Here is a 25,650-nt window from a genome sequence, read left to right on the forward strand (position 1 = left end):
ACTCCCTATCCCAAGAATAGCAAATCACTGTAAACGTATGCAACCAAAAGCTGAAAGGGGATTCATGTCCATACGAAACCGATTCAACGATTCGTTGTAGAACGTTAATTTGCGATTTGTAACACAGAACAAATCTATTGCCATGAATACGGTTGCATGGTAGAATGAGGAAGTCTAATATTTGTCGAAATTGTTAACATGTTAACGAAATAATTAACGAGAATATTAACGAGAATATTAACGAAATGGTAATCGGAATTTATTCCGGAAGCGCTTGATTCGTGAGCAGCGATCCTGTTCCACGTTAAGCTGTTCCCGGAAACATACGAAATAATCACAATATGCTGGTTTGACGTAGCGCTCCTGCGGGTATACTAGCGTCACAAATCCTGTCCACTGCTCTCATGCGATCCAAGGACAGGCGTTTGTGATGCTTTTTATTTCTCTGCATAAGAGAATTTTGATGAAGAGGTGTAATGTATGGAGAAAATTAAAAACCGTTGGTTGATTGCTGCATCAGCAGTAGGGATCCATATTTCTATCGGATCTGTTTATGCATGGAGCAATTTTACCAACCCGCTGATCCAACAGTTCGGCTGGACAGCAAGTCAAGTTCAGTTTACGTTTAGTTTGGCCATTCTGTTTCTAGGGTTGTCAGCGGCTTTCATGGGTCATTTTGTGGAAAAACACGGTCCCCGCAAGTCCGGTTTGGTTGCCGCCGTCTTTTTCGGTATAGGGACATTCGGCTCCGGTTTTGCGGTGAACCTGGAATCGCTCAATCTGCTTTACCTGTGTTATGGAGTGCTTGGCGGAATTGGCCTGGGTGTTGGTTATATTGCGCCCGTGTCCACATTGGTCAAGTGGTTCCCGGATCGCCGCGGGTTGGCTACGGGTCTTGCGATTATGGGCTTTGGATTTGCCGCCGCGATCAGCAGTCCGATTATGAATTCCTTAATCCAGTCGGTGGGAACAGCCAAGACGTTTTATATTCTGGGCGCGGCTTACTTTCTATTGATGCTGGTGTCGTCCTTGTACCTTGAGAAGCCGCCTGCCGGTTGGATGCCTGCTGGATTTCAGGAGAAAGTCAAGGCTTCCAAATCGCGGTATACCGATCTCTCTCAGCTTACGGCCAATGAAGCGATCAAGACATCCCGCTTTTATTACCTTTGGATTATGCTGTTCATTAATATCACTTGCGGGATTGCTATCCTATCGGCGGCAAAGCCGCTTGCTCAGGAGAGCATCGGGCTGTCTGTGACGGAAGCCGCCGCCCTGGTTGGCGTACTGGGGCTGTTCAACGGTCTCGGACGTATCGGTTGGGCATCCGTCTCGGATTACATTGGCCGTCCCAACACTTACACGACGTTCTTTGTGCTTCAGATCATCCTGTTTGCACTTCTGCCCTATACAACAACGGTTATATTATTCCAAATTATGCTTGCCGTGATATACACTTGTTATGGAGGAGGCTTTGCGGCCATCCCCGCGTATATCGGCGACCTATTCGGAACCAAGCAGCTTGGTGCGATTCATGGGTATATTTTAACCGCCTGGGCGGCCGCCGGCTTGGCCGGTCCAATGTTTGCCGCATGGATCAAAGATACAACAGGAAGCTATGCGAACAGCTTGAGCTTCTTTGCCGGCCTGTTCGTTATCGCACTTATTGTTTCCTTGTTGATTCGCAGAGACATCCGCAAGCTGAAGGAGCAAGCCGTTTTTAATCAAGAGAAACATGCTTATTAAAAGAACAAACAAAGGGGGTGTCCCACTTATGGGACGGCCCCTTTTTTGTGTACGCCCGACATGATCCAAGGCGGGGAAATATTTTGTTATATAAAAAATCATCTTTTTTTTATCTGTTGCATATAATTAATTTCTGTTATATAATAAATTAAAATTATATATGCTGTAGTATTATAATATTACATTCGAAGGGAGCGGTAATGATGAATAGCACGGCATTGTCGGCTGAATGTAATACTGGCAGGATTGGGAAAATACATGTGCTGGAAGCGAGCAAGGAAGAAACAAGAGCGGTGGCGCGCACGGAACATGATGAAATGGGAGAAACGGTTTTTTATGATTTATCTCCTGTTCATATGTCCTTGTATTATGCAGCATTTGATCCTGATATGGATATTTCATAAAGAACGAATACACGGCTCTGCAGTCCGCCAAACCAATGGCGGACTTTTTAATGGTCTAAATATTATATAACAAATAAAAAATTAAAAAACAGTATTGAACAATTTTATTTTATATGTTATAAAATAAATATAAAATATAATCTGTATTATAACAAATGAAAAGGAGCTGGTTGTGATGGACTGTCCCAAGTGTTATGGAACAGGGGAATGGGAAGGGATAAACTACAGCGATGAGGAACAGCATTCGAAAGAAGATCAGCATGCTGGAACTAATCGGGATAGAACGTCCTTGCCGTACACTTGCCCGATTTGCGGAGGCAGCGGGTATTTGGAAGAATCGATTTAATTTCCATTCGCAAGGCTAGCAACCGTGTATTTTATTTTAAAATAGGGAGAGCTGATACAAATGAGTAACCGCCGGCTTCAAGAGGAGCAATTGCAATCCAGTTGGAATTCGAAGAGATTTGAAGGAGTTAAGCGGCCGTATACCGCAGAGGACGTTATTCGCCTTCGCGGTTCCGTGCAAATTGAACATACGCTGGCCGCCCGGGGAGCAAAGAAGCTGTGGGAACTGGTCAATACGGAAGATTTCGTCCCGGCACTCGGAGCGCTTACCGGAAATCAGGCTGTCCAACAAGCCAAAGCAGGACTTAAAGCCATTTATTTAAGCGGTTGGCAGGTGGCCGCCGATGCGAACTTATCAGGTCATATGTATCCCGATCAAAGCTTATATCCGGCCAACAGCGTTCCCCACGTGGTAAAACGGATTAATCAGGCGCTTCAGCGGGCGGATCAGATCCAGTACTCGGAGGGCAAAGAAGACATTGATTTCTTTTTGCCTATCGTGGCCGATGCGGAAGCCGGCTTTGGCGGACCTTTGAACGTATTCGAATTAATGAAGGCTATGATCGAAGCAGGAGCTGCGGCTGTCCACTTTGAAGATCAGCTCTCCTCGGAGAAGAAATGCGGCCATTTGGGCGGGAAGGTGCTGCTTCCTACACAGCAAGCGGTCAAGAACTTAATCGCTGCCAGACTTGCTGCCGATGTCCTGGGTGTGGAGACGGTCCTGATCGCAAGAACAGATGCGAATGCCGCCCGTTTGATCACGAGCGACATCGATGAGTACGACCGTCCTTTCTTTACAGGGGAACGTTCACCGGAGGGCTTCTACTACGTCAAGGAAGGGCTGGATCAAGCGATTGCCCGTGGTCTTGCATATGCTCCATACGCCGATATGATCTGGTGCGAGACATCCGAGCCGAACCTCGATGAGGCCCGGCGGTTCGCGGAAGCTATCCATGCGAAATTTCCGGGGAAATTACTTGCCTATAACTGCTCCCCGTCCTTCAACTGGAAAAAGAAATTGGATGACAAAACAACAGCCGAATTCCAGAGAGAGCTTGGAAAATTGGGATACAAATTCCAGTTTGTCACTTTAGCCGGGTTCCATGCGCTCAATCACAGCATGTTTGAACTGGCTTACGACTACAAAGACCGTGGCATGGCCGCTTATTCCGAATTCCAGCAGCGTGAATTTGCCAGCGAGTCCAAGGGCTATGAGGCGACTCGCCATCAGCGCGAGGTTGGTACGGGATACTTCGATGAAGTATCACAGGTCATTTCGGGCGGGACCTCTTCCACTACGGCACTGACGGGCTCGACCGAGGAAGAGCAGTTCGCTCATTAAATAAAAAGCGGACAGCACCTTCATTGAACTGCACCCCAATGGTTAGACATAACTAGCCATTGGAGGTGCTGTTCAAATCGGGTGCTGTTTTTTTTTGCTGAGCTATTATATAATTGTCTAAATATTATAGAACAGTTCAGCGAGGTGCGGAAGATGAGCTCGGACAATTCGGAACTCAATACAAAGCATGAACAAATAACCAAATACATTGAGTCATTAAGCGTAGGGACGAAGCTGTCCGTTCGGAAAATCGCTCAAGAGCTGGACGTTAGTGAAGGCACCGCGTACCGTGCTATTAAGGAAGCTGAAAATAGCGGACTGGTCAGCACCAAAAGACGAATCGGCACCATCCGGGTGGAGAAGAAAGAGGAGCACCAGATTGATAAGCTTACCTTTGCGGAAATCGTCAAAGTGGTGGAAGGGGTTGTGCTTGGCGGATCCGCGGGAATCCATAAAACGTTGAACAAATTTGTTATCGGCGCGATGCAGCTTGAAGCGATGCTGAAGTATATTGAGCCGGGAAATCTCCTTATTGTCGGAAATCGTGTACAAGCCCATATGTGTGCGCTCAGCCAAGGCTCGGGCGTATTGATTACGGGAGGTTTTGACACAACCCCCGAGGTCAAGAAGCTTGCTGACGATCTGGAGCTGCCGATTATCGGAAGCAGCTATGATACGTTTACCGTTGCCGCCATGATTAACCGGGCCATTGAGGATCGATTAATCAAGAAGCAGATCCTGATCGTGGAAGATATCATTCGCAAAGACACGCCGGTTTATTCCTTACTGCCGACAAATACGGTGAAAGAAATGGAAAAACTGGTGGAGCAAACGTCACATACCCGTTATCCTGTGGTGGATGAAGACCAAAAGCCGATCGGCATTATTACGACCAAAGACATTATCGGCGCCAAACCTGACCAGCCGATCGGAGAATTGATGACGTTGAATCCGCTCGTGATCAGCAGCAAAGCGTCTGTAGCTTCCGCAGGCCATACGATGGTTTGGGAAGGCATCGAGCTGCTTCCGGTCATTGACCAGGATCGGAAAATGGTTGGAGTCATCAGCCGTAAAGACGTCATGAAAGCGATGCAATACATGCAAAAACAGCCTCAAAATGCGGAAACCTTTGAAGTTCAAATCAGCGCGGGATTTGAAGAGCTGCGGAATTCGGAAGGGAAGCTGTATTTTAGAGGCTCGGTGACACCCCAAATGACCAATTATGAAGGCATGGTGTCGGAGGGAGTCTTATCGACCCTGATGATTCGAGCCGCGTACCGTACGGTACAGGAGCATAAAAAAGGCGATTTGATCATAGACAGCTGCTCCAGTTATTTTCTCGTGGCGCTGCAAATCGACGATGTGATCGAAATCGTGCCCACGATTATTGAATTAAGCCGAAGATTTTGCAAGATCGATTTGGAAATGATGTGCAATGGCGTTCGTGTGGCGAGATCCATGGTAACGGCGCGAATACTGCAATAACGATGATTCGTCGTTGATCTTGCTCCCGGTTAAAACATTGGCTCTGCGCCGCGGCGTACATCAGCCAATGTTTTTTAGATGGGCCGGGTGACCGTGTGAAGTGTGTGGCCTATGTTGGACTACAGGATGAAGATGTTCGAAGGTGCGTGAACCGATGCTGCAGTTGTCTGTCGACATGCTGGAAAGAGTTGGATTTTTGATCGCATTGGCTTTTGTTTTCTCACGCAGCCGTTGGATGAGAAGCTATATGAATTATCAGGGGGACAAGTCGTATCAGTGGCGGTTCCTTGTCTTTTTTAGCGCCTATGCGATGCTAGGCACATATTCCGGTGTAAGCGTTTCAAATTACACCTACCAGCCGGCCCCGTGGATCGGTGAGGTAACCCCGACGGCAGCCATAGCGAATTCCAGAACCGTTGGCGTTGTTATTGCCGGTTTGCTTGGCGGAGTGAAAAGCGGGCTGGTGGTCGGAACGGTGGCCGGTTTGCACAGATACAGCTTGGGCGGCTTTGTAGCGGTGGCTTGTATGGTTGCCCCTATCCTTCAAGGCATCTTGGCCGGACTTTGCAGAAATGCGTTGAAAAGGCGTTTCCGTAAATTTTCATCGATGCAGCTTGCGTTTGTCGTCGGTTTTTTTGCCGAGCTACTGCAAATGGCGCTCATTCTGATGCTGGCCAAGCCATGGGATGAAGCAGTAGAGTTAGTATCGCTCATCGGCTTTCCTCAGGTATTCGCTAACAGCGTTGGCGTCGCTCTTTATTTTGTCTTGTATAACTCCATGGTACGCGAGGAAGAACGAATCGGTATGGAGCATGCCCATAAAGCTTTGCAAATCGCCGACATGACGATGCCGCTGTGGCGGCTGGAATTCGATCAGGCGGTTCGTGAAATCGCCAAGGTGCTTAACGAGGAGACGAAGGCTGTAGGTGTGTTTTTCAGCAAAAACGGTTCGGAATGGATTGCGGAGGGAAGAAAAACCGGCTTTTGGATAGATATGAATATTGAAATCCAGAATAAGAAACCGATAGGACAATTTCGTTTGTTTTTCGAACGTTTGGACCAGGATGATCATCCTTCCCGGAGGAGAATGCTGGCCTCTCTGGCGGGGCTGCTTTCCCAGCAGTATGCCTTTGTGGAAACCCAGAGGCAGGCACAGCTTCTTGCAGACGCCGAAATCCGTTCTCTGCAGGCGCAGATGAATCCGCATTTTTTGTTTAACGTACTCAATACGGTCAAATCGTTTATTCGAACGAAGCCGGAAGAAGCTCGCCAGATGGTCATGCATTTGTCCCGATTTTTGCGCAAAAATATGAGCAACGGCAATCAAAGGCTGGTTCCGATCCGTGATGAAATCGAGCTGGTGATGTCCTACCTGAACTTAATCAAAGCGCGGCTGGGAGATCAACTGGATTTTTTTATCGATATCGATGAACATGTTTTAGATCGTCAGATTCCTCCTTTTACGATTCAGCCTCTCGTAGAAAACGCCATCGTTCACGGGATTGCCAACGCAGGCAGACCGGGAGTGATTCAAGTTCGGGTCAAGGAAGAGCAGAACGGCGAGGAGCTGCAGACGAGAATTTCCGTTGAAGATGACGGGGTAGGTCTGAAAGCCGGCGGATTAAAACGTCAGGAGGAACACGCGGGTATGGCGCTGCGCAATATTGAGCAGCGTCTAAGCTACCATTACGGAAATGAACGTCCTCTTGAAATTGACAGCAAACCGGGAGAAGGCACAAAAATCAGCTTTTGGGTGAGGTGAAGGCAGATGGGTTGGAATATCGTGATTGCGGACGATGAGGCTCCGGCAAGGGAAGAGCTTGTCTATTTATTGGAGCAGATCGATGATGTGGAAAGTGTGATACAGGCCAACTGCGGTATGGATGCCATCAAAAAGGTAAAAGAACATGCCCCGGATGTGCTGTTTCTGGATATGAACATGCCCGATTTGAACGGGCTTCAAGTGGCCGAAATCGTCGGCGGGATGAATCCGCAGATGAAGATCGTCTTTTCTACCGCTTATGATCAATATGCGGTCGATGCATTCAAGCTGAGGGCTTTCCATTATATGCTCAAGCCCTATGACGAAGAAGATGTGAACATGGTTTTCCGGGAGCTGCGCAAAAAACGCACGGAGATCGGATCGCCAAGCCTGGCCGCCCCTGCCCCCGTTAAGCTGGCGCTTGAAGTGGATGAAGGCATCAAGTATGTATTTCCCAAAGATATTGTGTTTATCAGCAAAGAGGGGAAATATGTACAGGTTCACACGCATGACAAGGCTTACGGGGGGGCCTATACCTTGTCGGAGCTGGAACAAAAGCTGGAGCCGTTCGGCTTCTTTCGCTGCCACAAAAGCTTTCTCGTGAACCTGGCTTCGATTGTCGAAATGAAAACGTGGGTTAACGGCGCCTACGATCTGCTGATGGACGACGCGGCGGAAAGCCGTATACCGGTCAGCCGGAATTATGTGAAGGGCTTACGTTTGAAGCTTGAAATTTAACATCATGCTTCGGTAATCATGCATGTTGCGTTCCAGGCGTTTCGCGCAAATTCCAAACGGTTTATACTGATTGCAAGCGTTGCCAATCTTAAGCCGTTTGGGGGGTATCACATGGGTACGATAAGCTGAGAGATGATGGCTTCCGCATCGCATATGATGGTTTGCGCATAATAAGAAAACGCTTACAATGGAGTGATGACATGATGAAAAACAAATTCGTTTCGTATGTTGTATGGGCAGCTATTGCGGTGTTAGGTGCGGCGGGCTTTGCCATGATCGCGCTGGCGAGCGGAGAGAGCATTTCGGCGGCGTGGTTGATCATAGCGGCGATTTGTACCTATGCGTTCGGTTATCGCTTTTACAGCCGTTTTATCGCCAAGAAGATTTATGAATTAAACGACGATCGGGCAACGCCCGCTCAAGTTCATAACGATGGTAAAGACTTTGTCCCGACGAATAAATATGTACTCTTCGGCCACCATTTTGCGGCCATTGCAGGCGCGGGACCGTTAGTCGGTCCGATTCTGGCCGCACAAATGGGTTATCTGCCCAGCATTTTGTGGATTATCATCGGGGCCGTTCTTGCGGGATGCGTACAAGACTTTGTGACGCTTGTCGGCTCCATGCGCAGAGACGGGAAGTCGCTCGGTCAAATGGCCAAAGACGAAGTGGGGCGATTCGCCGGAACCCTGGCCTCCATCGCCACCCTCGCGATCCTGATCATTATTGTCGCCGTGCTCGGACTTGTCGTCGTCAAAGCATTGGCGGAGTCTCCGTGGGGAATGTTTACGATTGCCATGACGATGCCGATCGCCATTTTTATGGGCTTCTATATGCGCTTTATTCGGCCGGGAAAAGTGATCGAAGGGTCGATTATCGGGTTTGTTTTATTAATGTTCGCTTTATGGGCAGGACAGTATGTAGCGCAAAGCGAGACGCTGTCCCAAATGTTTACCTTCACCGCTCCGCAAATCGCCATCATGATGGTGGTGTACGGATTGATTGCCTCGGTTCTGCCGGTGTGGGTGCTTCTTGCGCCGCGGGATTACTTAAGCTCTTTCTTGAAAATCGGCGTGATCATTCTGCTGGCCGGCGGGATCCTGGTCACCCTGCCGGAACTGCAAATGCCGGCGGTAACCCAATTTATCGACGGTACCGGACCCGTATTCTCCGGCAATTTATTCCCGTTCTTATTCATCACCATTGCTTGCGGTGCCGTATCCGGATTCCACTCCCTGATATCGTCCGGTACGACCCCGAAGCTGATCGAAAGAGAAAGCCATGCGCCTTTTATCGGATATGCAGGGATGGCTGCAGAGTCCTTCGTTGCCGTTATGGCATTGATTGCGGCATGCGCCCTGGAGCCGGGCATTTATTTCGCAATGAACTCCTCCCCGGCCGTAATCGGCACGGACGCGGCGGCAGCGGCGGCCAAAATTTCGTCATGGGGCTTCACGGTAACACCGGAGCAAATTACGAGTACCGCGAAGGAAATCGGGGAGAACACCATTCTTTCCAGAACGGGCGGAGCGCCGACGCTCGCCGTCGGGATGGCCGAAATCTTCTCCACGTTCCTGGCCGGCGCCAAAGCGTTCTGGTATCATTTTGCGATTTTGTTTGAAGCCGTATTTATTTTGACGGCGGTTGACGCGGGTACCCGGGTGGGCCGGTTTATGCTGCAGGATTTGGTCGGCAACTTCTATAAGCCGTTCGCTCAAACCCAGGTGTTTAAATACAATGTTCTCGCCTCTTTTGTGGTTTGCGTCGCCTGGGGATATTTCTTGTATCAGGGAGCCGTCGATCCGTTTGGAGGCATCAACTCCTTGTGGGCTCTATTCGGAATCGCGAATCAAATGCTGGCGGCCATCGCTTTGGCTTTAGCGGCAACGATTATGATTAAAATGGGCAAGGCCCGTTACGCCTGGGTAGGCATCGTTCCGTTTGTTTTTCTGTCGGTGACGACATTGACTGCCGGATTCCAAAAAGTGTTCTCCGAACAGGCGAGCATCGGATTTTTGGCGGCGGCGAAAAAATATCAAGAGGGGATCAACAGCGGGCAAGTGATCGCTCCGGCCAAAAATATGGAAGTCATGCAGCAAATTGTGACCAATAACTATGTCGATGCGATTCTTACTCTCTTTTTCGGTATCGTGGTCATTCTGATGATTATCGAATCTTTGCGGGTATGGTACAAAATTCTGGTTCAAAAACAAGAGCTGAAGCTGCAGGAAGCACCGTATGTCAAATCTACATTTGGAGCGTGATGCCGATGGTAAACCTAACGGGATTTGCGAACAAAGCCAAGGCGACGATCAAGGTTATTTTCAACATTCCGGATTATGAGAAATATATAAAGCATCAACAGGACCACCACCCGGATCAAACGCCCTTGACGGAAAAAGAGTTCTATATGCTGTCCCTGAAGGAGCGATACGAAAGCGGGAAAGTCAATCGCTGTTGTTAAAAAACAAAAAATCGGAGCAGTGCGGAGTATCATGCCGTGCTGCTCTTTTTTCGTGCTTATGATTGTTTGCGGTTTCATTCAAAAAATGAACGGAAACATTCAGATCATGTAATTTTATCCCCAGTTCCCTTCTTTCACCCTATTATTGACATGAAATGGATTTGACGAGTAATATTAGTAAAACGTATTAGGTTCATCGGCAATAACCGCTAATATACAGGTAACGGGGTGTTAACCGAATGGCCAGCATAAGAGAAATCGCCCGGTTGGCTAACGTATCGCAGAGCACGGCTTCCATGGTGCTCAACGGCAAGGGAGAGCAGTATCGGATTTCTGCAGTAACGCAGCAAAGAATTTGGGAAGCGGCCAGACAATTGAATTACCAGCCGAATATTTCCGCAAGACGTCTGCGCAGCGGAGGCGAAACTGTACTGCCGATCATTGCCTTGTTTTGGGCGCTGGATACCCGGACGGTGCTGATCAGCCGCTTTTTGAAGGGGTTTCAGCAAAAGCTTTTGGATATTGAAGGTGAATACGAAATGCTGATTCAGCCTTATGTGGGAACAAAGCTGCACGAAGTGCAAAGCCTGGCCACAGGCACACGGTTCAACGGCGCGATCATCGCAAACCCGACGGAGCAAGACGAGGCATTTCTGGAGCAGACACAGTTCAACGTCCCGATTGTCTTATACCAAAGAAGCTCCACCCGGTATTCTTCGGTTTATGTCGACAGCTATAAATCTGGAGAGGAAGTCGCCCGCCTGTTTGCCGGCCGGGGACACCGGACCGTCGGGGCTATTGTGCCCGATGTCTCTTCCAAAGCCATCCGGCTACGCAAGGAAGGTTTTTTGGCGAAGGCTTCCGAATTAGGTTTGGAGGCAGCGCCGGAGCATATCGTATTCTCGGAATTTTCCGAGCATGGAGGATACGAGGCGGTCCGGCGGCTTCTGTCCTCTGGTAAAGAGCCGCCAACGGCCTTGTTTGTGATTAGCGACCAGATGGCCGTCGGCACGTTATCGGCATTGAACGAATTCGGCAGGAGAGTACCGGAAGAGATCGAAATCGTCGGTTATGACAATGATGAGGTGACGCAATATACGATCCCGGCGTTATCCACGGTCCATTTGCCGGTTGAAGAGATGGCGGGCGAGTGTGTGAGCATGCTGACGGATTTGATGCACCACAAAGCGGTCGGGCCGTTAACGAAAATTTTTGAAACGCACATGGTTATCCGCAGCTCCTGCGGCGGGTTTAAATAAAGAAGCGGGGAAAGGGCTTTCGCTCAAGTCGTTAAGACATGAGGGAAAGCTTTTTTTAACGGTACTAAGTTCACTAAAACGTTAAAGGGAACTGAGAAATTCTCCGATCGGAGTTTTTTTATTTTAGGGACTTGCCAATCGAAAAAGTCGTTGACATGAAAACGCTTATTAAATATACTAAAAACGTATTAGCAAAACGTATTAGCAAAACGTATTAGCAGTTTGTGGATACTACGGCAACGAGGTGAGAGGTATAGCCAGCATAAAGGAAATTGCACAGCTTGCGAATGTGTCCCAAGGCACCGCTTCCATGGTGCTTAACGGCAAAGGCGATCAATACCGGATCTCGGCCCTTACGCAGCAAAAAGTGTGGGAGGCTGCCAAAAGCTTGAATTACCAGCCGAATATTTCCGCAAGACGGCTGCGCAGTGGCGGTGAAACCGTTCTGCCGATCATCGCTTTGTTTTGGTCGATCGACACCCGTGCAGCCCTGATCAACCGGTTTTTGAAAGGGCTTCAACATTCATTTGCCCTTTTGGACCAAGAGTATGAACTACTGATCCAACCGTTTGTAGGCACAAGACTGCATGAAGTACGCAGCCTGATTACAGGAACCCGGTTTAACGGAGCGATTATTGCCAATGCCACCGAGGATGATGAAGAATATTTGGAGCAAGCAAACCCTATGGTTCCCATCGTGCTTTATCAGCGAAGCTCAAGCAAGTATTCCTGGGTGAATGTCGACAGCCAAAAGACGGGCGAGGAAGTGGCCATGCTGTTTGCTAGTCGTGATCATCGACAAGTTGGGCTTATTGTTCCGGATGTGTCCTCTTCGGCGATTCGCCTCCGAATGGAAGGCTTTTTGTCGAAGGCCCGCGAGCTGGGTATGGAGATTGCAGACCGGCATATCGTGTATTCGGATTTCTCGGAAAAAGGCGGTTATCAAGCGATCCGGCAGATGCTGGCAAGCGGAGACCTGCCTACGGCGCTGTTTTCCATCAGCGATCAAATGTCCGTCGGAGCTTTGATGGCATTAACGGAAGCCGGCAAGAGAATTCCCGAAGACATGGAGATTGTAGGCCATGACGATGACGAAGTGACGCGGTTTACGATTCCGACGCTGTCCACGGTCCATTTGCCTGTTGAAGAGATGGCGGCGGAGTGTGTCAAGGTGCTGACCGATTTGATGCAGTATAAATCCCATGAATCGGTTCACAAATTGTTCGAATCACATTTGGTGATCCGCAAATCTTGCGGAGGGAATGGAAAACGCTAATGTTCTGTTGAGAAGGTGAACCCGCCTTCTCGCATTTTGAAGTAAACGCTTTATCATACAGGGCTTAAAAGCAGCTTTGATTTCATATTCTCATTTCCGGATCAAAGCTCTTTAAGATATATAAATTCATGACTGGAGGAACTTGTATGAAGCTCAAAAGGGTGTCTTTAGTTCTTGCCTCAGCCGCATTGATGACGACCGTATTTACGGCATGCCAAAGCAATGGCGGGCAGCCAGCGGGGGAAAATAACGCAGCAGGCGGTACCTCGCAGCAAAGCGGTCCGATCAGGATCGATTATTGGGGCGGTTGGACCGGTCCCGACCTGGAGACGATGAAGGGTCTGGTCGAAAAATTTAATGCTGAACAGAATAAAATTCATGTTGAATTTTCATCCATGCAATGGACTCCGCTGTTTACAAAATTTTTGACGGAGATGAGAGGCGGACATCCTCCGGATGTACTGGCTATGCACCCGTTCGAGCTCGGACAATTTGTGGAGATGGGCGTCTTGGATCCCAAGCCCGTGGAAACGGCGAAGCTGAACAAATCGGATTATTCGGAGTTCGCATGGGAAGGAACGTTCTATAAAGAGAAGCAATACGCCGTACCTTTGGATGTTCACATGCACGGTCTTTTCTATAACACGGAATTGTTAGCCAAAGCCGGAATTACGGCTCCGCCGAAAACAGGGGAAGAGCTGATTGCCATCGGCCAGAAGCTGACCGTGGACAAAAACGGCAAGCATCCTAACGAAAGCGGTTTCGATGAAAATAATATTGTGCAGTACGGTTTGGGCTTTGGCATGAATCATCATTCTTTCTACCAGGTGTATGCTCTGATTAACCAACAGGGCGGCAACCCGTTTACGGAGAGCATGACGAAATTGGAGCTGGATGAACAGAAAGCCGCTAAAGCCTTCGGCTTCCTGCAGGATCTGATCTTCAAGCACAAAATCGTTCCGAAGGGGCAAAAGTCTCCTGTAGACGATTTCACTACGGGGAAAGTAGCGATGTTCATAGACGGTCCTTGGCAAATGCCTAAGCTGGAAGCCTCTAACATCAAATGGGGCAGCGCTCCGTATCCGCAAGTCTTCGAGAAACCGGCGGCGTGGGGGGCAGCAGAGATTCTGACCTTCCCGGTTAACGACAAAGCCGATCCAAGCCAAAAAGCAGCCGCTGTCGAATTCGTCCAGTGGTTGGATAAAAACATCAATGATTGGGCTAAATCGGGTCAGCTGCCTTCCAATAACAATGGAATGGAAGCGGCCAAGAAGCTCCCTGGAAGAGAGGCCTTCGTACAAAGCTTGGATCATTCGGTGCTCCTGCCGTCCCATCCTAAGGCAACCCAATTGTTCTCCAGCACGGCACCGAGCCCGATTTTGACTGCAGCTCAAGACGCCGTACTGAATAACAAAGATCCGCTTGAAATTGCGAGAAAGCTGCAAGCAGACATGAATGCCATTTTGGCTGACAGGTAAACCTGGTTACATGGATGCGGCCGGCAGTATGCTGGCTGTATCCCTTCTACGTAAGCTGATATTATTTGCGGAAGGGTTGTAGACTTTATGAAAAGACAAGGAAAGGTTGCCGCGTTGTTTTTATTGCCTTACTTGTTGATATTCGTTGTCTTTCGTTTCGGACCGAGCGTAGCCGGGCTGTTTGTCGGTTTTCTGAAATGGAATATCGTAGGCGACGCGACGTTTGCCGGTTTGGACAATTTCACGAAGCTTTTTCGTGACCCTATTTTTTATGTTGCTTTAAAGAACACCTTGTTTTTTTTGCTCATGACTTTGCCTCCGCTGGTGATCTTCAGTCTGCTGCTGGCCGTGCTGCTTAACCAAAAGCTGCGGTTCCGCAATGCCGTCAGAACCATATCCATTGTTCCGTATATTCTGATCCCGGCGGTGGTGGGAATTATCTGGAACTGGTTGTACGATAACAATTTCGGGATTTTGAATTATTATTTGAAATGGTTGGGCATGGCGCCGGTAGAATGGTTAACGAATGAAAAATATGCGCTTTTCTCCGTAGCGATTGTTACCGTATGGTCTTATCTCGGCTACAATATGATCTTGTACTTGGCGGGCCTGCAGGACATTTCAAAGGATTTGTATGAGGCATCCACCATTGACGGGGCCAACAAATACCAGACGTTTATGAAAATTACACTGCCGCTTTTAAAGCCGATTACCTCGATGATCATTACTTTAACGTTGATTAACACCATTCAAATCTTTGACCAGATTTTTGTCATGACCAACGGCGGACCTGGAACGGCAACGCTTACGCTTGTTCAGTATTTGTATGGAACCGCATTCCAGAACTATAACCTTGGCTACGGTTCCGCCATCGGCATCGCCATTCTTGCGATGTTGGTCCTGATGGTTCAATTGCAATCGAAATTGCTGAAGCTGGATGACTAGGAGTGAATGAAAGCATGAATGTAAAAAAGATTCCCGTATACATCATCATGTTGCTTGCCAGCGTCGTATTCTTGTTTCCTTTGCTCTGGTCATTGATCTCATCACTGAAGCCGGAAGCCAATATCGTAAGCTATCCTCCCAAATGGATACCCGATAAAATGACGCTGGATAATTATTTAATGGTATTGCAAAATTATCCTTATTTAAGCTGGATGAAGAACAGCGTATATATGACTGTCGCCTCTACGATATTTGTTCTGGTTTTGACCACACCGGCGGCGTATGCTTTCGGGCGGCTGCATTTCAGAGGCAAAAAAATTCTCTTTACCCTGGTCGTTTCGATGCTGCTCATTCCGATTCAAGCGTATATTGTTCCACTGTTTCTGCTTGTATCCAAGCTGGGTATTTTGAATACCTATTCTTCCATTATCCTGGTAGCCGGCGCAAACGTAACCAGCGTGTTTATTTTAACGAGCTTCTTCAAAAGCATCCCGAACGAGCTTGAAGAAGCGGCGCGCATCGACGGCTGTCAAGATTTCGGCATTTTTGCAAGAATCATGCTGCCGCTCTGTAAACCTGCCATATCTACGGTTACGATTCTGATGTTTATTACGAACTGGAATAACTTCCTGTGGCCGTTGATTGCCATCAGGGAAAACAGCCTGAAGCCGTTAACCGTCGGGATCGCCCAGTTTATGGGCGGCGCCAATTCCACCGCCCAGTTTCAATACGGTACTTCTCTTGCGGGAGCCTGCATGGCGATTATTCCTTCCGTCATCGTATTCCTGTCGCTGCAGCGGTACTTCGTAGAAGGCATATCCAATACCGGGATCAAGGGATAGAATCTTGAAAAGGAGGAATAGGGGATGTTCACATCCTTAGTCCATGAGCTCATTTTTGATCACGATCGTCCTTTTGTCAGCTGTCATGCCTCTCATTTGGCATTGCTTCCTAATGGAGACGTGCTGGCCGCATGGTTTGGCGGAAGCAGGGAAGGCGCTGACGATGTGGCCATCTGGTGCTCTCGCCGGCAGGGAGAAAGCTGGTCGGCTCCGTTTCAACTGGCCGATGAGGAAGGACTGCCTCATTGGAATCCTGTTTTTCACATGAAGGACAACGGGGAACTCATCCTTTTTTACAAAGTGGGACGGTTATTGAAAGACTGGTACACCCTGTTCAAGGTTTCTCAGGATCAAGGACGGACCTGGTCGGAGCCGGTTGAGCTGGTTGCGGGGGACCGGGGCGGCCGGGGGCCGGTCCGCAACAAGCTGATCGTATTGGCGGACGGAACATGGCTTGCGCCGGGGTCCACGGAAGACGGGATTTGGCAGGCTTTTGTCGACCGGTCTGAGGATCAGGGAGGCCATTGGACGAAGAGCGGCGGCATTCGGATACCGGATATCGATTACAGCAGCATCCAAGCCGTCACAGACAGCGATATTCCGGTTTCGGAGCAATCGTTTGCGGGCAGAGGCGTGATTCAGCCGGCGCTATGGGAGTCCGAACCGGGCAAAGTTCATATGCTGCTCCGCAGTACGGAAGGCTTTATTTATCGCAGCGATTCCGCAGATGGTGGACGAACCTGGTGCGATGCTTATCCCACTTCGCTGCCGAATAATAACAGTGGAATCGATCTAGTAAAGCTGGATAATGGGATGCTCGTATTGGTATGCAACCCGGTTGGGATCAACTGGGGTCCGAGGACACCGCTTGTATTCATGGTATCTAAGGATAACGGCCGCTCATGGAGCTGCGAATTCATTCTGGAAGATGAAGAGGGGGAATTTTCTTATCCTGCCATGATTGCGCAGGGGAACCATCTGTACCTGACGTACACTTGGAAAAGAGAAAGCATCGCATTCAGGAAAATATCGGTATCCTTATAGCGGCACACGTACAGATAACCTTCCTAAATATCGGACAGTGAGGGAGAAACCTATGAAGAAACAAATTTCCGCGGGCGTTTGGCCGACGATGGTCACCCCTTTTACAACATCCAACGAAATTGACTACCATGCTCTGGAACGGGCGATCGAATGGTATATCCAAAACGGGGTGGACGGTCTCTTTGCCGTTTGCCAATCCAGTGAAATGTTTTTTTTAAGCCTGGAGGAAAGAGTGAAGCTCGCGGCGTTCGTCAAAGAAAAGGCAGCGGGGCGCGTGCCTGTCATTGCTTCAGGCCATATTTCGGACCGTTACGAAGATCAGGTAACCGAACTCAACGCGATGGCTGCAACAGGCATTGATGCGCTGGTTTTGATTACGAATCGGCTGGCTCGGCAGGATGAATCAGACGAGGTCTGGAAAACCAATCTGGAAAAACTGCTGAACGAAATACCGGAGGATATCGCGCTTGGGTTGTATGAATGTCCTTTTCCGTACAAACGCCTGATTTCACCTGAATTGTTAAAATGGTGTGCGGATACGGGACGGTTCCTGTTCCTCAAAGATACCAGCTGCGATTTGGATAAGATGAAAGCGAAAATGGAAGCCGTTCAAGGCACCGGCTTGAATATATACAACGCGAACTCGGCGACGCTGCTTGAAACCATGAAGCTCGGCATTACAGGCTACAGCGGTGTCATGGCCAATTTCCATCCGGATTTGTATGTTTGGTTGATGCGCAACTGGTCCGATAAACCGGAGGAAGCCGACGAACTGAGCAATTTTCTGAGCATCGCCTCTTTGATTGAAAAGCAGCTTTATCCGGTGAACGCCAAATACTATCTTATGCTGGAAGGCATCTTTACCAATTACAACTGCCGGTCTAAAAATCATCTGGAGTTCACGGCCACCAACCGGCTGGAAGTAGAACAGCTGTATCGGCTGACCAAAGCCTATGCCAAACCATCCGCTGCAGTAAAGCGGGCTGACGATGGGATATCCTTATGATGATTGGCGACATGCATAAGTATAATGAAGAAAAGCATTTATACCCCCCAGCGATTCAACAAGGGCTGGAACAGATTGTAAGCCGAAACCTTGCCGCACAGAAACCGGGGAGATATGAGCTCGACGGGCAAATGATGTATGCGTTGGTGCAGGAAATGTCAACGAAGCCTGCGGAGGAGCAGCGGGCGGAATCCCATATGACGTACGCAGATATCCAATTGTTAGTCAGCGGGGAAGAAAAAATCGGATTCAGCCGGTTATCGGCGGAACTGGAGATGGCGGACAACCAGCTTGCTGCACGTGATGTCGCTTATTACAAGCATAGTCATGATGAGTCCGAGATTGTGCTTAAGCCCGGCATGTTCGCCGTGTTTTTCCCGGAGGATGTTCACCGTCCGTGCTGTCATGTCAATGGGGAGAAGCATAGCATCAAAAAGATTGTGGTAAAGGTTCACAGGGATCTGTGGGGATGATATTGAACGCTACAAGCCAGCTGTTTAAGCTGGCTTTTTTGCTGCCGAACCGGCAGGTTAAACCGGTACGATGCGGTTGAAAAAAATGATAATACACCAGGCTCAACAGCCGGAAACCCTTGCTCCGGCGGCATGTTTACCTCTAAAGCGAAATGGTTGAAACAGTACTATTGCCAGTCATGATACCCGAACCTATGATATGAAATGTAAGCGCTATTACAAATGCGGACTTGCGTACTAATCCAGTCAGGAGGTCGTCGGATGAAGCAGGGATATGATGCACAGCCATCCATGATATTGGCCGACAGGGCCAAACGGTCGCCGCTTATGCGGGACATCATCAGAGACCGATGGCTGTATTTTCTTTTATTCCCGGGGGTACTGTATTTTCTGGTATTTAAATATGTGCCGATGTGGGGCCTGATCATGGCGTTTCAGGACTACAAGCCTCATTTGGGCTTCCTGGGGAGCCCGTGGGTAGGACTGAAGCATTTCGAACGATTTTTCTCGGAACCGCAGTTTTGGATGCTGCTTCGAAATACGCTGCTGCTCGCGATTTACAATCTGGTGTTCTTTTTTCCGCTTCCGATTGTTTTGGCCCTGATGTTAAATGAGGTACGCAAGGAAATGTTTAAACGGTTTGCGCAGACGCTGCTGTATTTGCCGCACTTTGTTTCGTGGGTCGTTGCCGTAGGCATATTCTATGTGCTGTTTACAACAGAGGGCGGAATCATTAACGAGATGATCGCACAGATGGGTATGGAGAAAATACCGTTCCTGCTCAGCGAAGAATGGTTTCGGACGATGATCATCAGCCAATCCATTTGGAAAGAGGCAGGCTGGGGGACGATCATTTTTCTCGCTGCTCTCTCGGGAGTCGATCTGCAGCTGTACGAAGCGGCACGTATCGACGGAGCCGGCCGTTGGCGGCAGCTCTGGCATATCACGCTACCCGCTATACGGAGTACCATCGTCATCTTGTTTATCCTGCGGCTGGGAAGCTTTTTGGATACCGGTTTTGAGCACATTTTCCTGATGCTGAATTCGATGAACCGGGAAGTTGGGGAAGTGTTCGACACCTATGTGTATGTGAAGGGCTTGACGCAGGCTCAGTACAGCTACAGTGCGGCTGTCGGTATGTTCAAATCGCTTGTCGGACTAGTGCTGGTGGTCGGGGCCAACTGGCTGGCGAAGAAATTCGGCGAAGAGGGCGTCTACTAAAACATCGGGGAGGCTCAATGCCATGGAAGACAAATCTTTAAGCAGCAGGGTATTCAATGCGGTGAACTATTCGCTCCTGTTTATCGTTTCTATCGCTGCCGTCATTCCGTTCGTTTATATTGTGGCCGTTTCATTTGCCGCACCGGAGGAGGTATCCAAGGGAGGGCTGCTGTTGTTTCCTTCCGAATTCACCTTGTCCGCCTATAAATACATATTTTCCACCGACACCATGGCTCGCAGCATTGTTGTATCGATTTATGTAGCCGTATTCGGAACGTTCATCAATCTGCTGTTCACTTCGTTTATGGCCTATCCGTTAGCTCGTACGACGTTGCGGGGACGCCGTCCGATTCTTTTGATGGTGCTGCTTACGATGCTGTTCAGCGGGGGCATGATTCCGACCTATTTCGTCGTCAGATCTTTAGGAATGATCGACACCTACTGGTCTCTTATGATCCCGACGGCTATCAGTGCGTTTAACTTAATCGTTCTCAAAAACTTTTTTCAACAGATTCCCGACGGCTTGGAAGACTCGGCGAAAATGGACGGCTGCAATGATTTGGGGATCTTGTTTCGGATCGTCATCCCCTTATCGATGCCGGCTATGGCGACCTTCGGATTATTTTATGCTGTGGGGCACTGGAATACGTTTTTTAATGCGGTCATGTATATCAACGATTCCGAGAAATGGCCGGTGCAAATCGTATTAAGGCAGATCGTTTTGATGTCCCAGGACCGCATTGGAGATTCCACTGCCCAGCAGGATCCGATGGATTATTTGCCGCAAACGGTACGGATGGCTTCTATTGTCGTCGCGACGTTTCCCATTGTCATGGTCTATCCGTTTTTGCAAAAGCATTTTGCCAAAGGCGTCCTGTTAGGCTCGGTCAAAGGATGATCTGAAAGATCTGCAGGTCTGACTCCGCAGAATGACTTCGATAAGAAGTTTTTCTTCTAAAAGTTATGCTACTTTATATCCGGGAGGGGTAAACATGGAAAGAAAACGTTGTGCAGCTTTGCTTTTGTCGTTGGCGTTAACCGCAGGAACGCTTGCAGCGTGCGCAGAAAAAAGTGAACCGCGGCAAGGGGCGGAAGGACAGCCCGACAGCACACCTCTTGAGGTGACCATCGCCACGCCGCAAGTAGGGGAAGCGCCCAAAAAAGACAGTGAAGTCGAGCTGGCTATCGAGAAATATACGAATGCCAAAGTAGACATTCAATGGATTCCGGCGGCTGCATTTGAAGATAAAAAGAATATTATGATTGCGTCTGACGAAATGCCGAAAGCGTTTAAATTGACGTATAACGCCACAACTCTCAATGCCATTCAATCCGGATTGTTTTGGGAGATCGGACCCTACTTAAATGAATACAAGAATTTATCGGATGCCAATCCGATGTATTACGACAATATCAAGGTGGAAGGAAAACTGTACGGATTGCCGTTGTACCGGGATATCGGACGAGCCGGAATCGTTTACCGGAAGGATTGGTTTGACGCCTTAGGCCTGAAACCGCCGGTAACGCTGGATGATTGGTATAACATTGCAAAAACGATTGCTGAAAAGGATCCTGACCAAAACGGTCAAAATGATACGTATGGTTTGTTTATGGACAGATCGTATAACGACACGGCCCTTAGCAGCAGCTTCTTGACTCGTCTCTCGGTTTCGCAAGGGGCTCCCAATAAATGGGGGATCGAAAACGGGAAAGTCGTAGCTGAATTTATGACGAAACCGTATCAGGATTCGATGAAGCTGCTCAGAAGATTGTATGCCGAAAAATTAATCAATCAGGATTTCTCCGTTGTTCAGACAGCGGATGCCGATAACAAATGGAATTCGGGAAAAGCCGGCATCCGTATTAATACGGTGGCTTCGGCGGCAGCCACCTCTTATGATAACGTGTCCAAATCCGTTCCGAATGCTGCCGTAGATATCGCGCCTTATATGGGACCTTCCGGCAATCGCGTGCCTGCCGAGCCGGGGAATAACGGGTTTTTCGTATTCCCGAAATCCAGCGTAAAGGATGAAATGGAGCTGAAACGTCTGCTGGGCTTCTTCGATCAACTTCTGGAGCCGGAAATGTCCACGCTGCTGACCAGAGGATTTGAAGGGAAGCACTTTGAGAAGACGCCTGACGGCAAAGCCAAGTTTAAAGATTTGACACTGTTTAACCTCGAGGTGAAGCCGTACCGCGACAGCCTTCCGTCGTTTGAGGTTACAGGCACCGGTCTTCCATTGCAATTAAACGAACTGCAGGCCAAAGGCTGGAAGGTGGTTGCGGATAACCTGCAAAATGCGGTTCCGAATGTGGCGTTGACGCTTACATCGAAGACCTATATGGAAAAGGGCGCAGAGCTGGATACCCTGATTCGCGACGCCCAGACCAAATATATTATGGGCAAAATCGACGACGCCGGTTGGGAAGCTGAACTCGAACGATGGAAAAAAGCGGGCGGCGATCAGGTCATGGAAGAATTTACGGCGGAGTACGGCAAACAGAAAAAGTAGGAGAGCCCTTCATAAAGGGAGGAGGAATAAGATGGATTACGCAGCATTCGGCAAGAAGCTTGAAACGATTACGGCGATCCATATTACGCCTTTTGACGAGGAGACACGCCAAATCGACTGGGAAGGCTTGGAGGCCAACATTGAGTTTTTGATGGCCAACGGCACGGAAGTCATTGTCCCGTGCGGGAATACCGGCGAATTTTATGCGCTCACCCTCGAAGAAGCGAAGGCGGTCATGAAGCGTGTGATCGATACGGTAAACAAACGGGCAATCGTCATGGCAGGAATCGGGTATGCGGCGGATACGGCGGTCGAATTGGGCAGGTATGCCCAGGAAGCGGGCGCCGATTGCGTCATGATTCACCAGCCGGTTCATCCTTACATCACAACTCCCGGCGCGGTCTCTTATTACCGTAAGGTGATCGAAAGCCTTGATATCCCGTCGGTTCTTTATTTTAAGGATGCGCATCTTTCGGACGATATCCTATTGGAGCTGGCCCCGCTGGACAAATGCGTCGGCGTGAAATACGCCATCAACGATTTACCGCGGTTTACCCGGACGGTTCGCCAGGTTTCGGCGAAGCACCATGTGACCTGGATTTGCGGCACGGCGGAGAAATGGGCGCCGTATTTCTACAACGCAGGCGCCAAAGGCTTTACCTCGGGATTAATCAACGTACACCCGGACCTGTCCAAAGGGATGCTGAAGGCTCTGCAAACCCATGATTGGGAAACCGTATGGAAGCTGTGGGAGGATGCGTTGCCTTTTGAAAACTTGCGGGCTAAATATCATGCAGGAAACAACGTGGCTGTCGTGAAAGAAGCCATGGAACAGCGGGGACTTCGTGCGGGCATCACGCGCGAGCCTGTCGATCCGCTGAATGAAGCGGATAAGAAAGAAGTGACGGCCATCCTTCATCAATGGGGCCTGCTTCCTCTAGTAAAGGAGATCAAACGATGAACCATTTGGATTTGTTAAAGCTCACGGCAGCCCGCACACTGGATTTGACCTTTGAACACTCGGATCAGCCCGGAGGCATTCGCTGGCGCAGGTGGGATTGGTCCATCGGCGTCGCTTTTTATGGACTATGGAAAACGTATGAAATGACCAGGGATGAGGAGATTCCCATTAAGATGAAGCAGTGGATCGATCAGCGGATCGACGCCATTGAGAAAATATGCGTAAATTCGAATTCTCTTTTAATGACCATGTTAGAGCTGAACGAACGTGATCCGGATGAAAAATATGAAAAAGTGTTCCAGACGTTTGATCGCTATCTGATGATAGAGGGCCGACGTACCCCATCCGGCGCATTGGAGCATACGGTATTGGATAACAACTGGGCTCATCAGGTATGGGCGGACACGATATTTATGAGCTTGCTTTATTTGGCGCAGAGAGGACTGGCTTTGCGCAATGAAGAGTACAGGCGGGAAGCGTATAAGCAGCTTGACATTCATTGCAAGCTGTTGTTTGATCCGCAGGTGAATTTATTTGTGCATGGCTGGCACGACGTGGAGCGTAAACCGATCGGTGTGCATTGGGGGCGCGGTAATGCCTGGATGACGGCGGGGATTGTCGAACTGCTGGAGATCGCACCTGAAGATTTGCCCCAACGCCGGGAGCTGACGGATACCCTGCACAAGCAGCTGCAGGCTTTGTCCGGGCTGCAGGATCCGTCCGGATTATGGAGGACGGTATTGAATCACGAAGAAACATATCTGGAGACCTCGGTAACGGCAGGGGTCGCATATGGCGTGATGAAGGGAATCCGGCTTGGCCTGATCGATCCGAAATTCCGTGGCATGGGCGAGCGGGCTTTATCGGCTGTGGCGGACAACATCGATCAAGAAGGCTATGTAACGGGAGGTTCTACGGGAACGCCGGTGAAAGCTAACGCTTTGGAATATAACCGCATTGCATTTGGTATTACCCCATTTACCCAAGGATTGGCTTTGCTGGCTTTATGCGAAGCCGTACGAGGAGAGTAGCCCATGAAAATTTCGGATATTAGGTTAACTGTCGTTGGAATGCCCAGACATACGGGCTTTGTCAGCAAGCATGTGATCGTCGAAATCGAAATGGACGAAGGTCTGACAGGAATTGGAGAGATGTCGGATTTTTCCCACCTGCCTCATTATTCACTCGATACTCGGGATATGAAGGCTGTATTGAAGTCCATATTAGTAGGTCAAAATCCGTTTGATATCACTTTGATCAATCAAGAGCTCCTTAGTCATTTCCCGGAAACGATGTTTTATTATGAGAAGGGCAATTTTATCCGCAACGGGGTTGACGCGGCATTGCATGATCTTTGCGCCAAAGCGCTTCAGATTTCCGTGGCCGATTTCATCGGCGGAAGAATGAAGGAAAAAATAAAAGTCTGCTATCCGATTTTCAGACACCGTTTCATGGAAGAGGTGGAAGAGAATCTGAAGGTGGTCCGCGAGCGGTTTCGGCAGGGCTTCGATGTGTTCCGGTTGTATGCCGGAAAAAATCTGGATGCGGATGAAGCGTTCCTCGATGGGGTAAGAACGGAATTCGGCTCGAAGGTCACCATCAAGTCGCTGGATTTTAGCCACCTCTTGGACTGGAAATCCGCTGTACAGGTGACACAACGTTTCTCGTCATATGATGTTCAGCTGATTGAAAGTCCTGCCGTACAGAACGATTTTGAAGGGCTGCGCCATTTCCGTATGAAAGTGGATCATCCGGTAAGCGAACACGTATGGAGCTATCGTCAGCAGTACGAAATGATCAAGCATGATTCGGTCGATATCTTTAATATTTCTCCCATCTTTATCGGCGGTCTAACGAACGCCAGGAAGGCGGCGGCGGCAGCGGAGGTTGCGGGGAAATCCTGCCTGATCGGCACGACGCAAGAGCTGTCGGTCGGAACGGCCGCCATGGCGCACTTAGGCAGCTCCCTGGCCAATTTAAATCATACATCGGATCCGATAGGCCCTGAGTTGTATGCAGGAGACATTGTTAAAAATCCGGTCATCTATGAGAACGGATATCTCCTTGTGCCCGGCCGTGAACGGCATGGTCTGGGGGTCGAATTGGATTGGGAACAAATAGAGAAATATAAAGCGGATGATTTAAGCTGGGGGAATGTTTCAGCTCACCAGCTCCAGGATCGAACCTCTCAAGCCAGGAAGTAGAAATAGACGGAAACCAAAACGATGGTGCGCGGGAAATCCGGCGCCATCGTTTTTATTGGTTGAAAACGCTTATAAAATTGAAATTAACGTGTGATAACCCTTTTCTATCACGGGTAGACATGCTTTCTGATATAATGATAATCAA

22 protein-coding genes are annotated in these 25,650 nt (G+C 49.0%); all 22 read left to right on the forward strand.

The genetic code is table 11. The annotated features are described in order from the left end of the window. The first annotated feature begins 480 nt into the window (after nt 1-480). The 22 genes from IJ22_RS04025 to IJ22_RS04130 all read left to right on the forward strand — a co-directional run bounded on the left by IJ22_RS04025 (nt 481) and on the right by IJ22_RS04130 (nt 25,505). Entirely contained in the window at nt 481-1,743 is a 1,263-nt protein-coding gene (locus IJ22_RS04025) for an L-lactate MFS transporter (protein WP_062407422.1), read from the forward strand. A 200-nt stretch (nt 1,744-1,943) separates the two neighbouring features. After that, a complete protein-coding gene (locus tag IJ22_RS04030; protein ID WP_145862494.1) occupies nt 1,944-2,147 on the forward strand; it encodes a hypothetical protein in 204 nt (67 codons plus the stop codon). 406 nt (nt 2,148-2,553) lie between these two features. Continuing rightward, nucleotides 2,554-3,834, forward strand: a complete 1,281-nt coding sequence (gene aceA, locus IJ22_RS04035) for an isocitrate lyase (protein WP_062407426.1) — start codon at nt 2,554-2,556, stop codon at nt 3,832-3,834. A gap of 153 nt (nt 3,835-3,987) precedes the next feature. Next, nucleotides 3,988-5,319: a DRTGG domain-containing protein gene (locus IJ22_RS04040; RefSeq protein WP_062410847.1), complete on the forward strand. Its 1,332-nt coding sequence runs from the start codon at nt 3,988-3,990 to the stop codon at nt 5,317-5,319. 142 nt (nt 5,320-5,461) lie between these two features. After that, the gene (locus tag IJ22_RS04045) at nt 5,462-7,081 is read left to right on the forward strand and encodes a LytS/YhcK type 5TM receptor domain-containing protein (protein ID WP_235594249.1); all 1,620 of its coding nucleotides are present in this window, start codon (nt 5,462-5,464) and stop codon (nt 7,079-7,081) included. Nucleotides 7,082-7,087: 6 nt separating this feature from the next. Continuing rightward, nucleotides 7,088-7,819, forward strand: coding sequence for a LytR/AlgR family response regulator transcription factor (locus IJ22_RS04050; RefSeq protein WP_062407430.1), 732 nt, complete (start codon nt 7,088-7,090; stop codon nt 7,817-7,819). Between the two features lie 203 nt (nt 7,820-8,022). Further along, the gene (locus IJ22_RS04055) at nt 8,023-10,083 is read left to right on the forward strand and encodes a carbon starvation CstA family protein (protein ID WP_062410848.1); all 2,061 of its coding nucleotides are present in this window, start codon (nt 8,023-8,025) and stop codon (nt 10,081-10,083) included. A gap of 5 nt (nt 10,084-10,088) precedes the next feature. Then, nucleotides 10,089-10,283: a YbdD/YjiX family protein gene (locus tag IJ22_RS04060; RefSeq protein WP_054818771.1), complete on the forward strand. Its 195-nt coding sequence runs from the start codon at nt 10,089-10,091 to the stop codon at nt 10,281-10,283. A gap of 239 nt (nt 10,284-10,522) precedes the next feature. Beyond that, a complete protein-coding gene (locus IJ22_RS04065) occupies nt 10,523-11,542 on the forward strand; it encodes a LacI family DNA-binding transcriptional regulator (protein WP_054818764.1) in 1,020 nt (339 codons plus the stop codon). 244 nt (nt 11,543-11,786) lie between these two features. Next, nucleotides 11,787-12,818 carry a LacI family DNA-binding transcriptional regulator gene (locus tag IJ22_RS04070; RefSeq protein ID WP_235594250.1) on the forward strand — a complete coding sequence of 344 codons (1,032 nt, stop codon included), beginning with the start codon at nt 11,787-11,789 and terminating at the stop codon, nt 12,816-12,818. 146 nt (nt 12,819-12,964) lie between these two features. Continuing rightward, nucleotides 12,965-14,296, forward strand: coding sequence for an ABC transporter substrate-binding protein (locus IJ22_RS04075; protein WP_062407432.1), 1,332 nt, complete (start codon nt 12,965-12,967; stop codon nt 14,294-14,296). An 87-nt stretch (nt 14,297-14,383) separates the two neighbouring features. After that, nucleotides 14,384-15,241 (forward strand): carbohydrate ABC transporter permease, encoded by an 858-nt coding sequence (locus IJ22_RS04080; RefSeq protein WP_062407434.1) that lies wholly within the window; start codon nt 14,384-14,386, stop codon nt 15,239-15,241. Between the two features lie 14 nt (nt 15,242-15,255). Continuing rightward, nucleotides 15,256-16,083 (forward strand): carbohydrate ABC transporter permease, encoded by an 828-nt coding sequence (locus tag IJ22_RS04085; RefSeq protein WP_062407436.1) that lies wholly within the window; start codon nt 15,256-15,258, stop codon nt 16,081-16,083. Between the two features lie 24 nt (nt 16,084-16,107). After that, entirely contained in the window at nt 16,108-17,127 is a 1,020-nt protein-coding gene (locus IJ22_RS04090; RefSeq protein ID WP_062407438.1) for a sialidase family protein, read from the forward strand. A gap of 52 nt (nt 17,128-17,179) precedes the next feature. After that, a complete protein-coding gene (locus IJ22_RS04095; protein WP_062407440.1) occupies nt 17,180-18,133 on the forward strand; it encodes a dihydrodipicolinate synthase family protein in 954 nt (317 codons plus the stop codon). Next, entirely contained in the window at nt 18,130-18,606 is a 477-nt protein-coding gene (locus tag IJ22_RS04100; protein ID WP_082660668.1) for a NanQ anomerase/TabA/YiaL family protein, read from the forward strand. The genes IJ22_RS04095 and IJ22_RS04100 overlap by 4 nt, the downstream gene beginning before the upstream one ends. 291 nt (nt 18,607-18,897) lie before the next feature. Beyond that, nucleotides 18,898-19,827, forward strand: coding sequence for an ABC transporter permease (locus IJ22_RS04105; RefSeq protein WP_235594329.1), 930 nt, complete (start codon nt 18,898-18,900; stop codon nt 19,825-19,827). A 22-nt stretch (nt 19,828-19,849) separates the two neighbouring features. Beyond that, on the forward strand, nt 19,850-20,725 hold the full coding sequence (locus IJ22_RS04110) for a carbohydrate ABC transporter permease (protein ID WP_062407447.1): 876 nt from the start codon (nt 19,850-19,852) through the stop codon (nt 20,723-20,725). A gap of 94 nt (nt 20,726-20,819) precedes the next feature. Further along, nucleotides 20,820-22,340, forward strand: a complete 1,521-nt coding sequence (locus IJ22_RS04115) for an extracellular solute-binding protein (RefSeq protein ID WP_062407448.1) — start codon at nt 20,820-20,822, stop codon at nt 22,338-22,340. 31 nt (nt 22,341-22,371) lie between these two features. Then, the gene (locus tag IJ22_RS04120) at nt 22,372-23,301 is read left to right on the forward strand and encodes a dihydrodipicolinate synthase family protein (RefSeq protein ID WP_062407450.1); all 930 of its coding nucleotides are present in this window, start codon (nt 22,372-22,374) and stop codon (nt 23,299-23,301) included. Further along, nucleotides 23,298-24,332: a glycoside hydrolase family 88/105 protein gene (locus tag IJ22_RS04125; RefSeq protein WP_062407452.1), complete on the forward strand. Its 1,035-nt coding sequence runs from the start codon at nt 23,298-23,300 to the stop codon at nt 24,330-24,332. Before IJ22_RS04120 ends, IJ22_RS04125 begins: the two co-directional genes overlap by 4 nt. 3 nt (nt 24,333-24,335) lie before the next feature. Next, nucleotides 24,336-25,505, forward strand: a complete 1,170-nt coding sequence (locus IJ22_RS04130; RefSeq protein WP_062407454.1) for a mandelate racemase/muconate lactonizing enzyme family protein — start codon at nt 24,336-24,338, stop codon at nt 25,503-25,505. Nucleotides 25,506-25,650: the final 145 nt, after the last annotated feature.

Origin of the sequence: Paenibacillus naphthalenovorans, from assembly GCF_001465255.1 — a bacterium.
GTDB classification, from domain to species: domain Bacteria; phylum Bacillota; class Bacilli; order Paenibacillales; family NBRC-103111; genus Paenibacillus_G; species Paenibacillus_G naphthalenovorans.